Source organism: Novosphingobium sp. BL-A-41-Hi4A-0G (genome assembly GCF_055521735.1).
This window is the reverse complement of record NZ_CM145501.1, coordinates 3,335,373-3,349,695: the sequence shown is the minus strand read 5'-3', so window position 1 is coordinate 3,349,695 and position 14,323 is coordinate 3,335,373. Positions and strand designations below refer to the sequence as shown.

Genomic DNA, 14,323 nt, shown 5'->3' with positions numbered 1-14,323 from the left:
GCCATGACGAAACCTCCCAGGAAACAGCGGCTGTCGGTCTATCTTGATCCGGCCGTGATGCGTCGTCTCGCCGAACATGCCGCGCGGCGCGACCATTCCCGATCGCTCGTGGCGGAGGCTGCCATTGAATCCTTCCTCTCGCCGGATGCGGCCGAGCGACAGGAGGCGGCGATCACCAAGCGGCTCGACCAGCTCGATCGCCGTATGACGCGGATGGAGCGCGATGTCGGCATCTCCGTCGAGATGCTCGCCGTGTTCGTGCGCTTCTGGGTCGCAACCACGCCGGCTTTGCCGGAACCTGCCGCGCAGGCCGCCCGCGCCAAAGCCGGCGAACGCTATGATCAATTCGTCGTCGCGCTCGGCCGTCGGCTGGCCAAGGGACCGAAGCTGAGCCAGGAGATTTCGGAGGATGTCGGTGGGCAGGCCGAATAGCCGACTGGCGTTGAAGCTGGTTCTGCTCACCGCCGACAACGCGCTATGTTGCGACATGCCGACCAGTTGGTAGCAACCTAGAAGCTCAGGTCGCTGCTACCAAATTCACTCGCCGCATCAGGGCCTCACCGCTTTCCTTGCGCTCGGAGTAGCGGTCGGTGAGATACGAGGAGACATCGCGCGTCAGCAGCGTGAACTTGACCAGTTCCTCCACCACATCGACCACCCGGTCATAGTAGGAGGACGGCTTCATTCGGCCCGCTTCATTAAACTCCTGGTACGCCTTGGCAACGGATGACTGATTCGGAATCGTCACCATCCGCATCCAGCGGCCGAGCACGCGCATCTGGTTGACGGCGTTGAAGCTCTGCGAACCACCGGAAACCTGCATGACGGCAAGGGTGCGGCCCTGCGTTGGACGAACCGCGCCGACCGACAGGGGTATCCAGTCGATTTGTGCCTTCATCACTCCGCTCATGGCGCCGTGCCGCTCCGGACTTGTCCAGACCTGGCCTTCCGACCAGAGCGATAGCTCTCGCAACTCGCGCACTTTCGGATGATCGACTTCCGCTCCATCGGGCAGCGGCAGACCATGCGGATCGAAGATACGGGTTTCCGCGCCGAAGTGCTTCAACAGTCGCTCGGCCTCCTGGGTCAGAAACCGGCTGTAGGACCGCTCGCGAAGCGAACCGTAGAGCAACAGAATGCGAGGCGGATGGGTCGAGGGTGTTGCCTGCAGTCGATCAATGCGCGGCACAGCGATACAATCGGCATCGACATTAGGGAGGTTTGGCAAGGTCAACGGTTTGCCTCCACGACAGCCGCGGCCTTACCGTCGCGCTCGTACCAACCCTTGGAGCGGTTAACGATCCACACGACGGAGAGCATGACCGGCACCTCGATCAGCACGCCGACGACGGTCGCGAGCGCCGCGCCGGAGTGAAAACCGAACAAGCTGATGGCGGCCGCAACGGCCAGCTCGAAGAAGTTGGACGCGCCAATCAGGGCCGATGGGCCGGCGACACGATGTTGCTCCCCCGAGATTCGATTGAGCAGATAGGCAAGGCCCGAATTGAAATAGACCTGGATCAGGATCGGCACGGCGAGCAGCGCGATCACCATCGGCTGTGCCATGATTTGTTCGCCCTGGAAACCGAACAGCAGCACCAGCGTCGCCAGCAGCGCAACGAGCGAGACCGGCCCGAGCTTCGCGAGCAGCCGGTCGAGCGCCGCTTGCCCGCCGCTCGCCAAAAGCTGGTGGCGCACGATCTGCGCGACGATCACCGGGATGACGATATAGAGCCCGACTGACAGGATCAGCGTGCCCCATGGCACGGTGATCGCGGACAGGCCGAGCAGCAGCCCCACGATGGGCGCAAACGCCACCACCATGATCGCGTCGTTGAGCGCGACCTGGCTCAGCGTGAAATGCGGCTCGCCCCTGGTCAGGTTCGACCAGACGAACACCATCGCCGTGCAAGGCGCGGCGGCAAGGATGATGAGGCCGGCGATATAGCTGTCGATCTGGTCGGCGGGTAGCAGCGGCCGGAACAGCCAGCCGACGAAGAGCCAGCCGAGCAATGCCATGGAGAAAGGCTTCACCGCCCAATTTACGAACAGCGTCACGCCGATCCCGCGCCAGTGGCGGCCGACCTCGCCGAGCGCGGCGAAGTCGATTTTCAGGAGCATCGGAATGACCATCAGCCAGATCAGCACCGCTACCGGCAGATTGACCTTGGCGATTTCCGCCGCGCCGATTGCTTGAAACACGCCCGGCATCATATGGCCGAACGCGATGCCGACGACGATGCAGAGCGCGACCCACAGGGTGAGGTAGCGTTCAAAGGTAGACATGGTTTTCCTCAAGCCGTCGCGATGCGGCGGCCTTGCTGGTCGATAACGCGCTCACCGTCTTCCTTCGTGAACTCGCCTTGCTGCGGCGGCAGCAGATCGAGCACTTCTTCGGAAGGCCGGCAGAGTTTGACGCCCCTGGGGCTGACGACGATCGGCCGATTGATAAGGATCGGATGCGCCATCATGGCATCGAGGAGCTGGTCGGCGGTCAGCGCCGGATCGGCAAGGCCCAGCTCCTCGTAGGGTGTGCCCTTTTCGCGCAGAAGCGCCCGAGCGGAGATCTCCATGCGCACAATGAGTTGCGTCACTAGCGCGCGCGACGGCGGCGTCTTCAGATATTCGATGACATGCGGCTCGATGCCGGCGTTCCGGATCATCGCCAGAGTGTTGCGCGAGGTGCCGCGCTCGGGGTTGTGATAGATGATAACGTCCATGGCCGATCTCACGCTGCGCTGTTGCGAGGCGAGGACGTGCCGTCCGATTGCCCGATTTCCAGGAGCTTCGCGCGCAACGAAGCCTTGTCGAGGCTCGACACCGGCAATGCTGAAAAAGCGGAGATCCGGTTCTTCATGTAACGAAACGCGGCGACGAAGGCTGCTTCCTTCTGAATGTCGGAACCTTTCACAGCAGCGGGGTCTTCGATGCCCCAATGCGCGGTCATCGGCTGGCCCGGCCAGACCGGGCAGGTTTCGCCGGCGGCGTTGTCGCAAACCGTGAACACGAAATCCATGACGGGAGCGTCGAACCCCGCGAACTCCTCCCAGCTCTTTGAGCGGAAGCCCCCGACGGGATAGTCGAAGCTCTTCAGCACCTTCAACGCGAAGGGATTGACGTCCCCCTTGGGCTGGCTGCCAGCGGAAAACGCGCGAAACCGGCCGGCACCGTCCTTGGTCAGAATGCTCTCGGCGAGGATCGAGCGGGCCGAATTGCCGGTGCAAAGGAAAAGGACATTGAAGATGCGGTCAGGCTGATCTGCATCAGACATGGGAAGCGCCTTTCGTGGGTTCGCAACAGGAGGACAGCGCGGCGACAGCCGGATTGCACACCTCGGGATGGCCCTGGCAGCAGTCGCGCATGAGGAATTCGACAAGGTTGGAGAGCGTCACCAGAGCCGCGCTGTAGATGATCGACCGCCCTTCGCGCCGGGACTCGACAAGCCCCGCCTGTTCGAGATGGCTAAGGTGAAAGGACATGCGCGAGGAGGACGCGCTGTCCATCGCCTCTCCGATGGCGCCAGCGGACATCCCTTCGGGGCCGGCTGTCACCAGACGACGGACGATGCGGAGCCTTGTTTCCTGCGAAAGCGCGGCGAAGACGTCGAGGGCCTGCTTTTCGTGCATTGTCATCTCAACATTTCAAGAATCATTGAGATATTGAATATACCAAGAGTTGGCGCCACGCCAGCCCATGCAGCGAATTTCTAGCGGTCGGCCGGATTCGCTGGTTGCTTGACGGGTTTCCCACCGAAAGGGCGCTGCGGCGCAATTAGTCCGCGGAATGGCTGACGGTGCGGGTAGTTTGAAAGTACGAACCGGAGTGTGGCGCGCCGCGATCTGCCTAAACTCATCGATGACGCTTGTATTTCAATGCGCAAGCGGAAGATCGGAGTAAGCAGACGTGTTCCAGTCGTTCGAGGATGTCGCCCCGTCAAGCAACGAGCTTACGAGCTACGATCGTGACCACACGATGCTCTACATCTGCTTGCTCGACCGTCAGGCTCGCTGCCAAGACTGGCGCACGACCGCTCGCGCCTTCTTCGGGTTCGACGCGGAACAGGAGCCGGATCGCGCACGCACCGTATATGACAGCCATCTGGCGAGGGCGACCGCGCTTCAGAGTGTTCCGTCCTTCGCAATGATGCAGAAGATGGCTCCTTATCTCTAGTCGGGATCGGGTCGGTGCCGCAGTCGCTTCCATGGCAGAAAGCTCGCCTTCGCTGATCGAGACTTCGGCGCCGCCTTCCATCGGTGAAATGCTCCACGTCATCGGCATTTCGCCTGCAAATCGTGGATCGTCTGACTCGAACGTAACGACCTGAACCACGCGCTCATCGGGAACGAGTTCGGCAAACCGCCCCTCAACAATATCCGTATCCGCCGAGGCCTTTCCCGCGTTTGCGTGGTCGCCAAGTTAGGTGAGCGCCATCCTGTAGGTGCCGCCTGGCCGGGCGTCGAATTCATAGATCTCGCCGGACATGCCGCTGGGCGGGAGCCATTGCGTCCAGGCTGTCGGATCAACGAATGCACGATAGATCGCGCCCGCGTTGGCTGCGATGAATCGGCTCGCCGAGTCGGTTCTTCCCCGCTGAAGATTTGCCGCCACTGATCGTTCACCTCGCGCCGTCCGAAATCTGACTCCGCCGTTTCCCTGTATTTGCACGCCACACTACTACGCCGATGAATCCTTGTTGAATCGGCCCAAAATCAGGCCCTTTTAATCATCCCCGTCCGGGGAAGGTCTGTCTCGACCCCGATGGAATCGGGGTTGTATGGCGGCGTCTCATCAAAATTCAGAAGGCTTTGCGCGCGGCGCGCGGATGCTGCGCACCGCGCTTGGTCCCGCCATCGCGCGCTACCTCGACGACGCCAGCATCGTCGAGGTCATGCTGAATCCAGACGGCCGGCTTTGGATCGACCGTCTCTCCGAGGGCTTGTCCGATACGGGCGAGCGGCTGTCCGCGGCAGACGGCGAGCGCATCGTCCGCCTGGTCGCCCACCACGTCGGCGCTGAGGTCCATGCCGGCGCGCCTCGTGTCTCGGCCGAGCTGCCCGAAACGGGAGAACGGTTCGAGGGGCTGTTGCCGCCCGTCGTCGCCGCGCCCGCCTTCGCGATCCGCAAACCCGCGGTCGCTGTATTCACGCTCGATGACTATGTCGCGGCCGGCATCATGTCGGCCGAGCAGGCGGAAGCACTTCGCCAGGGCGTCGCCTCCCGCGCCAACATCCTCGTCGCCGGCGGAACGTCGACCGGCAAGACAACCCTCACCAACGCGCTGCTCGCCGAGGTCGCCAAGACCGCCGACCGCGTCGTCATCATCGAGGACACGCGCGAGCTGCAATGCGCCGCGCCGAACCTTGTCGCCATGCGCACGAAGGATGGCGTCGCGTCGCTCTCCGACCTCGTGCGCTCGTCGCTTCGCCTCCGCCCCGACCGCATCCCGGTCGGCGAGGTTCGCGGTGCGGAGGCGCTCGACCTGCTCAAGGCCTGGGGCACTGGCCACCCCGGCGGCGTCGGGACAATCCACGCCGGCAGCGCCATCGGCGCACTGCGCCGTCTCGAACAGCTCATTCAGGAAGCCGTCGTCACCGTCCCGCGCGCCCTGATCGCCGAGACGATTGATCTCGTCGCGGTCTTGTCCGGCCGCGGCTTGCAGCGCCGGCTCGCCGAACTCGCCCGCGTCGAAGGGCTCGGCCCCGACGGCGACTACCGCGTCAGCCCCATCACCCCGAAGCCCCAAAAAGGAGAATCCGCATGATCTCGCATGCCCGCAGCTTGCCTCGCCGTCTGATGATGACGGCATCGGCCATCGTCATGAGCGTGGCGATGGCGCCCGCCGCCCAAGCCTCCGGCTCGTCCATGCCGTGGGAACAGCCGCTCCAGCAGATCCTCCAATCGATCGAAGGTCCGGTCGCGAAGATCATCGCGGTGATCATCATCATCGTCACGGGCCTGACGCTCGCCTTCGGCGACACGTCTGGCGGTTTCCGCCGGCTCATCCAGATCGTGTTCGGCCTGTCGATCGCGTTCGCGGCCAGCTCGTTCTTCCTCAGCTTCTTCAGCTTCGGCGGCGGAGCGCTGGTCTGATGGTGGGCGTCGCCGATCAGGACGTTCCGGGCTTCACGGTCACGGTCCACCGCGCACTGACCGAGCCGATCCTGCTCGGCGGCGCCCCTCGCGCCATCGCCATCATGAACGGGACGCTCGCGGGCGCTGTCGGGCTCGGCCTGCGGCTCTGGCTCGTCGGTATCGCGATCTGGGCGATCGGGCACGTCGCGGCCGTCTGGGCCGCCAAGCGCGACCCGCTTTTCGTCGATGTCGTGCGCCGCCACCTGCGCATCCCCGCGCATCTCGCGGTTTGAGGGAGGGCGTCGCCATGATGAACCTCGCCGAATACCGCAACCGCAACAGCCGGCTCGCCGATTTCCTGCCCTGGGTGGCGCTGGTCGGCTCCGGCGTCGTCCTCAACAAGGACGGCAGCTTCCAGCGCACCGCGCAATTCCGCGGCCCCGATCTGGACTCGGCTGTCCCTGCCGAGCTGGTCGCCGTCGCCGGCCGCCTCAACAACGCCTTTCGTCGTCTCGGCTCCGGCTGGGCGATCTTCGTCGAAGCTCAGCGTCACCCGTCGAACCGCTATCCCGACAGCAAGTTTCCTGACACCGCCTCCGCCCTGGTCGATGCCGAGCGCAAGGCGGATTTCGAGGAAGCGGGCGCGCATTTCGAGTCGAGCTATTTCCTGACCTTCGCCTGGCTGCCGCCGGCCGAGGACGCCGCCCGCGCCGAAACCTGGCTCTACGAGGGCCGCGAGACGTCGGGGATCGACCCTCGGGAGGCGCTGACCGGCTTTGCCGATCGCACCGACCGCATCCTGCGTCTGGTCGAGGCCTTCATGCCGGAATGCCGTTGGCTCGATGACGCCGAGACCCTGACCTATCTGCACGGTTGCGTCTCGACCAAACGGCATCGCGTCCGGGTTCCCGAGACGCCGATCTATCTCGATGCGCTGCTTGCCGATCAGCCGCTCGCGGGCGGGCTCGAACCCCGGCTTGGCGACCAGCATGTTCGCGTCCTCACGATCACCGGCTTTCCGACCGCGACGACGCCCGGCCTGCTCGACGAGCTGAACCGGCTTGCCTTTCCCTATCGCTGGTCGACGCGCGCGATCCTGCTCGACAAGACCGACGCGACCAAGCTGCTGACCAAGATCCGACGGCAATGGTTTGCCAAGCGCAAGTCGATCGCCGCGATCCTCAAGGAGGTGATGACCAACGAGGCGTCCGTCCTCGTTGACACGGATGCGGCCAACAAGGCCGCCGACGCCGATATGGCGTTGCAGGAACTCGGCGCCGACTATGCCGGCATGGCCTATGTCACCGCGACGGTGACGGTATGGGATGCCGATCCGCGTGCGGCCGACGAGAAGCTGCGACTGGTCGAGAAGGTCATCCAGGGCCGCGACTTCACCGCCATGGTGGAGACCGTCAACGCGGTCGATGCCTGGCTCGGCTCGCTGCCCGGTCACGTCTACGCCAATGTTCGGCAACCGCCGATCTCCACGCTCAATCTCGCCCACATGATCCCGCTTTCGGCGGTATGGGCGGGACCGGAACGGGACGAGCATTTTGCAGCTCCCCCACTGCTCTTCGGCAAGACCGAAGGCTCGACCCCGTTCCGGCTTTCCATCCATGTCGGCGATGTCGGCCACACACTGATCGTCGGCCCGACCGGCGCGGGCAAGTCCGTGCTGCTCGCGCTGATGGCGCTCCAGTTCCGCCGTTATGTCCGCTCTCAGGTCGTGGCCTTCGACTTCGGCGGCTCCATCCGCGCGGCGGCGCTCGCGATGGGCGGAGACTGGCACGATCTCGGCGGCGATCTCAGCGATGGCGCAGCGGATAGCGTGAGCCTTCAGCCGCTCTCGCGCATCCATGATGTGCCTGAGCGAGCCTGGGCCGCCGACTGGCTGGTCGCGATCCTCATCCGCGAAGGCGTGGCCATCACGCCGGAGGTGAAGGAGCACCTTTGGACGGCGCTGACTTCGCTCGCCAGCGCGCCGGTCGAGGAGCGGACCCTGACGGGCCTCGCCGTGCTGCTCCAGTCGAACGATCTGAAGCAGGCGCTCCGGCCGTACTGCGTCGGCGGTCCATATGGACGCCTGCTCGATGCCGAGCATGAGTATCTCGGCACGGCGTCGGTCCAGGCGTTCGAAACCGAGGGGTTGATCGGCACCGGCGCGGCGCCGGCCGTCCTCGCCTATCTCTTCCATCGCATCGATGATCGGCTCGACGGCTCACCGACGCTGATCATCATCGACGAGGGCTGGCTGGCGCTCGACGATGAAGGATTCGCCGGCCAGCTCAGGGAGTGGTTGAAGACGCTGCGCAAGAAGAACGCCAGCGTGATCTTCGCCACGCAATCGCTGTCGGACATCGACGGTTCGGCGATCGCTCCGGCCATCATCGAGAGCTGCCAGACTCGTCTCCTCTTGCCGAATGAGCGGGCGATCGAGCCGCAGATCACCGCAATCTATCGGCGTTTCGGCCTCAATGATCGCCAGATCGAGATCATCGCGCGGGCGATGCCCAAGCGCGACTACTACTGCCAATCGCGTCGAGGCAATCGCCTCTTCGAACTCGGCCTGTCCGCTGTCGCGCTCGCGCTCTGCGCCGCCTCCGCCAAGACGGATCAGACGGCGATCACGCGCATCATCGCCGAGCACGGCCGCGACGGCTTCCTCACCGCCTGGCTGCACCACCGCGATGTCGGCTGGGCGGCGGATCTCGTTCCCACCCTCAACACCCAAGGAGAATTGACATGAAACTGCGCCATTCCCGCGCAGCGCGTTTTGCTGCCGCGCTGCTGACTGCTCCGATCGCACTCGCGCCGATGATGGCAACGCCCGCGCACGCCATCATCGTCTACGACCCGACCAACTACGCGCAGAACGTCCTTCAGGCCGCCCGCGCGCTGGAGCAGATCACCAACCAGATCACCTCGCTTCAGAACGAGGCGCAGATGCTGATCAATCAGGCGCGCAACCTGACCAGCCTGCCGTTCTCCGCGCTCCAGCAGTTGCAGCAGTCGGTCCAGAAGACGCAGCAGCTCCTCAGCCAGGCGCAGAACATCGCCTACGACGTCCAGAAGATCGACCAGATGTTCCAGCAGAAATACGGGAACGTCTCGATGTCGGCGAGCGACCAGCAGCTCGTCTCCGATGCCCGCTCGCGTTGGCAGAACACCGTCGGCGGATTGCAGGACGCAATGCGCGTGCAAGCCGGTGTCGTGGGCAACATCGACACCAACCGCGCGCAGATGTCGGCGCTCGTCGGCCAGAGCCAGGGCGCGACCGGCGCGCTGCAGGCGACGCAGGCCGGCAACCAGCTCCTCGCGCTTCAGGCCCAGCAGCTCGCCGACCTCACCGCCATCGTCGCGGCGAACGGACGCGCGCAGATGCTGACCGAGGCCGAACGCGCGGCCGCTGTCGAACAGGGCCGTGAACAGCGTCGCCGCTTCCTGACGCCGGGCACGGGCTACCAGCCCGGAAACGCCCAGATGTTCAACAACCGGAACTGAGCGGGGGCGATCGTCATGGACGGCAAAATGTTCGCCCGGCTCGGCACCGTCATCTTCGTCGGCGTCGCCATCACCGCCACCGTCATCGAGCTGACCCGGAAAGAGGAGGAGCCGGAGGTCCACTCGCTGGCTCTGCGACCAGGCGTTGATGTCGAGGCTCTCCAGCGTCAGCTTCGTGGATGCCGGGATATGGGCGAGGCCGCGATCCGTGATCCGGCCTGCCTCAAGCTCTGGGCCGCCAACCGCGACCGCTTCCTGGGCCAGAACCCGGAAGCGCCGCGGACGGCAGCACCGGATGCGCCGACACCGACCGCGACGATCGCGCCAGCGTCGGCGCCGGACTCGGCGCTTAAGGAAACCGCGCCGGTCATGCAGCCCGAGCCCGCGCGTCCGGGGACGCACTGACATGGGCGGCACCGGCGTCATCGACAACTTCCTGGGCGTCTTCACCCGCTACATCGATTCAGGTTTCGGCCTGCTTGGCGGGGAAGTCGCCTTCATCGCCACCACGCTCATCGTCATCGATGTGACGCTGGCCGCCCTGTTCTGGAGCTGGGGCGCCGATGACGACATCGTCGCCCGCCTCGTGAAGAAGACGCTGTTCGTCGGCGTCTTCGCCTATCTGATCTCCAATTGGAACAATCTCGCCCGCATTGTCTTCGAGAGCTTCGCTGGCCTCGGCCTGAAAGCCTCGGGCACCGGCTTCTCCGTCACCGATCTCCTACGCCCCGGCAAGGTCGCGCAGACCGGCCTCGATGCCGGACGGCCGCTGCTCGAATCCATCTCCAATCTGATGGGCTGGGTCGCGTTCTTCGAGAACTTCATCCAGATCGCGTGCCTGCTCTTCGCCTGGGCGCTGATCCTGCTCGCCTTCTTCATCCTGGCGGTCCAGCTTTTCGTCACCTTGATCGAGTTCAAGCTGACGACGCTCGCCGGTTTCGTGCTCATCCCGTTCGGCCTGTTCGGCAAGTCTGCCTTCATGGCCGAGCGCGTGCTCGGCAACGTCATCTCATCCGGCATCAAGGTGCTAGTGCTCGCCGTCATCATCGGCATCGGCTCCACCTTGTTCTCGCAGTTCACACAGGGTTTCGGCGGCCAGACGCCGACCATCGACGACGCCATGGCGATCGTGCTCGCCGCGCTCTCGCTTCTCGGTCTCGGCATCTTCGGTCCCGGCATCGCCAACGGCCTCGTATCCGGCGGCCCGCAGCTCGGCGCTGGCGCCGCGGTTGGTGCGGGCGTCGCTGCCGGCGGCATGGTCGCGGCCGGCGCTGCGACTGTCGGCGCCGTCGCCTCCGGCGGTGCGGCCCTCGCCAGCGGCACCGCCGCCACAACTCGTGGCGGCGCCGCCGTCGCGGGTGGCGCTTCCGCTGCCTATAGCCTCGGAGCCGCCGGACAGTCCGGCGCATCAGGCATCGCGTCCGGCCTCGGCAATGTCGCGAGCACCGGCGCGAAAGCTGCCGCTTCGCCCCTGAAGCGCGCCGCGGCACGCGCGACCGACAGCCTGAAATCCAGCTTCGAAGCCGGCTCGCGCGCCGCAACCGAGATCTCCGGCGGCGCGGCCAGCCATGGCGGGGCGACGCAATCCGCGCCTCCAGCCGCCTCGGCCGACGGCCCGCCCGCCTGGGCCAAGCGCATGAAACGCTCGCAGCAACTCGCCCACGGCGTCCAGGCCGCCGCCCACGCCGTCAAATCCGGCGACAGCCATGGCGGCGGCTCCTCCGTCAATCTCTCCGAAAGCGACTGACTATGAACTTCTTCAAACGACCATCGACTCACTACGGGAAAGCCCCGCAGCCCGAAACGCCCTATCAACGCGCCGCGCAGGTCTGGGATGACCGTATCGGCTCTGCCCGCGTGCAGGCCCGCAACTGGCGCTACATGGCCTTCGGCTGCCTGGCCCTTTCGGCCGGCCTGTCGGGCGGCCTCGTCTGGCAATCGGCCAGCGGCACCATCGTCCCCTGGGTCGTTCAGGTCGACAAACTCGGTCAGGCGCAAGCGGTCGCCCCTGCCGTGGCCGACTATCGGCCGTCGGATCCGCAGATCGCCTTCCATCTCGCCCGCTTCATCGAGCAGGTCCGCTCGATCCCGGCCGATGCAATCATCGTGCGGCAGAATTGGCTGCGCGCCTACGAGTTCACCACGCAGGCCGGCGCGCTCGCCCTCAACGAGTATGCGCGCGCCAACGATCCGTTCGCGAAGGTCGGCAAGCAGCAGGTCGCCGTTGAGGTGTCGAGCGTCATCCGCGCGTCGCCGGATTCCTTCCGCGTGGCTTGGACGGAGCGACGCTATCAGGACGGCTCGCTCGCCTCGACCGAGCGCTGGTCCGCGATCCTCACCATCGTCGTGCAAACGCCGCGCGACGCCGAAAAGCTTCGGGCCAATCCGCTCGGAATCTACGTCAACGCAATCAACTGGTCGAAGGAGCTTGGACAATGACGCCAGCACTCCGCAAAGCCGCCCCCTGGAGTGCAGGGCGTCCGGCTTGCCTCATCCACGCAATGCCGGCTTTCCGTAAATCCGCATTGCCGGCAATCCTGCTTGCCGGTTCGGCTTTGGCAGGATGCGCCACCCACACGCCGCCGCCGGAGATTTCCTACGATAACGCGGCACCAGCCGTGCAAACGTCCGATCCCCCAGCGCCTGTCAGAGTGGTGGAACTGCCAAAGCCGCTCCCGCTTCCCGGCCAGTTGAAGCCGGTCGGCAGGGACGGCAAACCGGAACCAGAACCGGCCGATCCCGCCGCGCGCGTGAATCAGGCCAACGCCGCAGCACGCATCCAGCCTGTTCGCAACGGCTTCATCAACTCGATGCAGGTCTATCCCTTCGTCGATGGCGCGCTTTATCAGGTCTATGCCTCGCCGGGGCAGATCACCGACATTGCGCTCCAGCCCGGCGAACAGCTCGTCGGTTCAGGTCCCGTCGCCGCCGGCGACACGGTGCGCTGGATCATCGGCGACACCGAGAGCGGGATCGGCGCGGCCAAGCAGATCCACATCCTCATCAAGCCGACTCGCGCCGACCTGATGACCAATCTCGTCATCAACACCGACCGGCGCACCTATCACATGGAGCTGCGCGCGACGTCCTCCACCTACATGGCGTCGGTGTCCTGGCAATATCCGCAGGACCAGCTCATCGCGCTGCGTCGCCAGAACAGCCAAGCCGAGGCCGCCCAGCCGGTGTCCAACGGCATCGATCTTGCCCGCGTCAACTTTCGCTACGAGGTGACGGGCGACCGCGCCCCGTGGCGGCCCTTGCGGGCCTTCGATGATGGCAAGCAGGTGTTCATCGAATTCCCGCGCGGTATCGGCCAGGGCGAGATGCCACCCTTGTTTGTCGTAGGGCCGGAAGGCGACACCTCCGAGCTGGTGAACTACCGCGTGCGCGGCGACTACATGATCGTCGATCGGATGTTCGCCGCGGCCGAGCTACGCTTCGGCGCAGGCAAGAACCAGAAGCGAGTCCGCATCTCCCGCACCGATGGGAGGCCGGCATCGTGAGCGACGAACTCGATCCCGAAAAGGAAGAGGGCCGGAAACCTGGTTCGGCGTCTGAGGCACAGCCGGTGGACGATGCCGACTCTCAGCCGCTGACCGGCGAGCCTGCCGCGACGATGCGGCTGCGTGCCGAACCGCCGCGCGTGACCCGCCTGTCCCGCAAGGTGCTGGCCGGATTGGGGCTTGCCGCGAGCCTCGGGGTTGGCGGCGCGCTGATCTATGCGCTTCAGACCCGTCAAAATGGCCAAGGCCAGGAGCTATATTCGACCGACAATCGTTCAACGCCGGACGGGCTTGCCGGCTTGCCGAAAGATTATTCGGGCGTTCCGAAGCTCGGCCCGCCGCTCCCTGGCGATCTCGGCCGCCCAATCCTCAACGCGCAAAATGGCGGTCCCGTGCCGGCAATCGGTGCGCCGGCATCAGGCCCTGTCGGGCCAAGCCGGGAGGAGCAGCGCCGGGCGCAGGAGCTGGAGGCGGCGCGGACCGCGCGGCTGTTTGCGTCAACGGAAACGCGGCCTGCAAATAGCTCGCAGCCTGCGACAACCGTCGCGCCGCAACCAGACCTCACTGGTCTTGGCCTCGCGCCGCAGCCCGCGACACCCTCGGCGCAGGACCGCCAGCTCGCATTCCTCAATCAGACGCCGGACAAGCGGACCGTCTCGCCGGATCGCGCTGCGGCGCCGGCGTCGAAGAACATCCTGCAGGCCGGTGCGGTCATCTCCGCCGCGCTCATCACCGGCATCCGCTCTGACCTGCCAGGTCAGATCACCGCGCAGGTGACGGAAAACATCTATGACAGCCCGACCGGCAAGATCCTGCTCGTGCCCCAGGGTACGCGCGTCATCGGGCAATATGACAGCGGCGTCGGCTTCGGTCAGCGGCGCATACTCCTCGTCTGGAATCGGCTGATCTTCCCCAATGGCCGCTCCATCGTTCTGGAGCGTCAGCCAGGCGCCGACGCGGAAGGCTATGCCGGTCTCGAGGATGGCGTCGACTACCACTGGGGAGAATTGTTCAAGGCCGCTGCGCTCTCCACGCTTCTCAGCGTCGGGGCGGAGGTCGGCACATCCGGGCAGGAGAGCGATATCGTCCGTGCGCTCCGCAACGGCGCCTCCGACAGCATCAATCAGACCGGCCAGCAGATCGTCCAGCGCCAGCTCAACATCGCGCCGACTCTCACTATTCGACCTGGATACCCGGTCCGCGTGATCGTCACCCGCGATCTGGTGCTCGAACCTTATGGAGGCTGA

The 14,323-nt window shown here is 65.3% G+C and carries 19 protein-coding genes; 13 read left to right on the top strand and 6 right to left on the bottom strand.

Annotated elements, in window-relative coordinates; genetic code table 11:
- Positions 1 to 3: 3 nt before the first annotated feature.
- Entirely contained in the window at positions 4 to 432 is a 429-nt protein-coding gene (locus tag ACZ1JX_RS16235) for a ribbon-helix-helix protein, CopG family (RefSeq protein ID WP_024922534.1), read from the top strand.
- Between the two features lie 85 nt (positions 433 to 517).
- Here ACZ1JX_RS16235 and arsH read toward each other — a convergent pair whose 3' ends face one another.
- From arsH to ACZ1JX_RS16210, 5 genes are read right to left on the bottom strand one after another with little or no spacing between them, the layout of a single operon-like run.
- Entirely contained in the window at positions 518 to 1,228 is a 711-nt protein-coding gene (gene arsH / locus ACZ1JX_RS16230; RefSeq protein WP_465126445.1) for an arsenical resistance protein ArsH, read from the bottom strand.
- Between the two features lie 2 nt (positions 1,229 to 1,230).
- Complete coding sequence (arsB, locus tag ACZ1JX_RS16225) at positions 1,231 to 2,286, bottom strand: ACR3 family arsenite efflux transporter (protein WP_465124536.1); 1,056 nt, start codon at positions 2,284 to 2,286, stop codon at positions 1,231 to 1,233.
- An 8-nt stretch (positions 2,287 to 2,294) separates the two neighbouring features.
- Positions 2,295 to 2,720: an arsenate reductase (glutaredoxin) gene (gene arsC, locus ACZ1JX_RS16220; RefSeq protein ID WP_465124535.1), complete on the bottom strand. Its 426-nt coding sequence runs from the start codon at positions 2,718 to 2,720 to the stop codon at positions 2,295 to 2,297.
- 8 nt (positions 2,721 to 2,728) lie between these two features.
- Positions 2,729 to 3,271 carry an arsenate reductase ArsC gene (locus ACZ1JX_RS16215; RefSeq protein ID WP_465124534.1) on the bottom strand — a complete coding sequence of 181 codons (543 nt, stop codon included), beginning with the start codon at positions 3,269 to 3,271 and terminating at the stop codon, positions 2,729 to 2,731.
- Positions 3,264 to 3,632, bottom strand: coding sequence for an ArsR/SmtB family transcription factor (locus ACZ1JX_RS16210; protein WP_465124533.1), 369 nt, complete (start codon positions 3,630 to 3,632; stop codon positions 3,264 to 3,266). The genes ACZ1JX_RS16215 and ACZ1JX_RS16210 overlap by 8 nt, the downstream gene beginning before the upstream one ends.
- 271 nt (positions 3,633 to 3,903) lie before the next feature.
- Between ACZ1JX_RS16210 and ACZ1JX_RS16205 the strand changes: the two genes are divergently transcribed.
- Positions 3,904 to 4,170, top strand: coding sequence for a hypothetical protein (locus ACZ1JX_RS16205; protein ID WP_465124532.1), 267 nt, complete (start codon positions 3,904 to 3,906; stop codon positions 4,168 to 4,170).
- A 31-nt stretch (positions 4,171 to 4,201) separates the two neighbouring features.
- Entirely contained in the window at positions 4,202 to 4,324 is a 123-nt protein-coding gene (locus tag ACZ1JX_RS16200) for a hypothetical protein (protein ID WP_465124531.1), read from the top strand.
- 92 nt (positions 4,325 to 4,416) lie between these two features.
- Here ACZ1JX_RS16200 and ACZ1JX_RS16195 read toward each other — a convergent pair whose 3' ends face one another.
- Positions 4,417 to 4,608 (bottom strand): SRPBCC domain-containing protein, encoded by a 192-nt coding sequence (locus ACZ1JX_RS16195; RefSeq protein ID WP_465124530.1) that lies wholly within the window; start codon positions 4,606 to 4,608, stop codon positions 4,417 to 4,419.
- A 166-nt stretch (positions 4,609 to 4,774) separates the two neighbouring features.
- Between ACZ1JX_RS16195 and trbB the strand changes: the two genes are divergently transcribed.
- The 10 genes from trbB to ACZ1JX_RS16145 all read left to right on the top strand — a co-directional run bounded on the left by trbB (position 4,775) and on the right by ACZ1JX_RS16145 (position 14,323).
- A complete protein-coding gene (gene trbB / locus ACZ1JX_RS16190) occupies positions 4,775 to 5,761 on the top strand; it encodes a P-type conjugative transfer ATPase TrbB (protein WP_465124529.1) in 987 nt (328 codons plus the stop codon).
- Positions 5,758 to 6,090 (top strand): TrbC/VirB2 family type IV secretion system protein, encoded by a 333-nt coding sequence (locus ACZ1JX_RS16185; RefSeq protein WP_465124528.1) that lies wholly within the window; start codon positions 5,758 to 5,760, stop codon positions 6,088 to 6,090. The genes trbB and ACZ1JX_RS16185 overlap by 4 nt, the downstream gene beginning before the upstream one ends.
- Positions 6,090 to 6,365 (top strand): VirB3 family type IV secretion system protein, encoded by a 276-nt coding sequence (locus ACZ1JX_RS16180; RefSeq protein ID WP_110781228.1) that lies wholly within the window; start codon positions 6,090 to 6,092, stop codon positions 6,363 to 6,365. The genes ACZ1JX_RS16185 and ACZ1JX_RS16180 overlap by 1 nt, the downstream gene beginning before the upstream one ends.
- 14 nt (positions 6,366 to 6,379) lie before the next feature.
- Positions 6,380 to 8,818, top strand: a complete 2,439-nt coding sequence (gene trbE / locus ACZ1JX_RS16175) for a conjugal transfer protein TrbE (RefSeq protein WP_465124527.1) — start codon at positions 6,380 to 6,382, stop codon at positions 8,816 to 8,818.
- Positions 8,815 to 9,573 carry a P-type conjugative transfer protein TrbJ gene (gene trbJ, locus ACZ1JX_RS16170; RefSeq protein WP_465124526.1) on the top strand — a complete coding sequence of 253 codons (759 nt, stop codon included), beginning with the start codon at positions 8,815 to 8,817 and terminating at the stop codon, positions 9,571 to 9,573. Before trbE ends, trbJ begins: the two co-directional genes overlap by 4 nt.
- A gap of 15 nt (positions 9,574 to 9,588) precedes the next feature.
- Positions 9,589 to 9,978 (top strand): putative entry exclusion protein TrbK-alt, encoded by a 390-nt coding sequence (gene trbK-alt, locus ACZ1JX_RS16165; protein ID WP_465124525.1) that lies wholly within the window; start codon positions 9,589 to 9,591, stop codon positions 9,976 to 9,978.
- 1 nt (position 9,979) lies between these two features.
- Positions 9,980 to 11,320, top strand: coding sequence for a P-type conjugative transfer protein TrbL (trbL, locus tag ACZ1JX_RS16160; RefSeq protein WP_465124524.1), 1,341 nt, complete (start codon positions 9,980 to 9,982; stop codon positions 11,318 to 11,320).
- 2 nt (positions 11,321 to 11,322) lie between these two features.
- Positions 11,323 to 12,012 carry a conjugal transfer protein TrbF gene (gene trbF / locus ACZ1JX_RS16155; protein WP_465124523.1) on the top strand — a complete coding sequence of 230 codons (690 nt, stop codon included), beginning with the start codon at positions 11,323 to 11,325 and terminating at the stop codon, positions 12,010 to 12,012.
- Entirely contained in the window at positions 12,009 to 13,076 is a 1,068-nt protein-coding gene (gene trbG / locus ACZ1JX_RS16150) for a P-type conjugative transfer protein TrbG (RefSeq protein WP_465124522.1), read from the top strand. Before trbF ends, trbG begins: the two co-directional genes overlap by 4 nt.
- Before the next feature lie 113 nt (positions 13,077 to 13,189).
- The gene (locus ACZ1JX_RS16145; RefSeq protein ID WP_465126444.1) at positions 13,190 to 14,323 is read left to right on the top strand and encodes a TraB/TrbI/VirB10 family type IV secretion system protein; all 1,134 of its coding nucleotides are present in this window, start codon (positions 13,190 to 13,192) and stop codon (positions 14,321 to 14,323) included.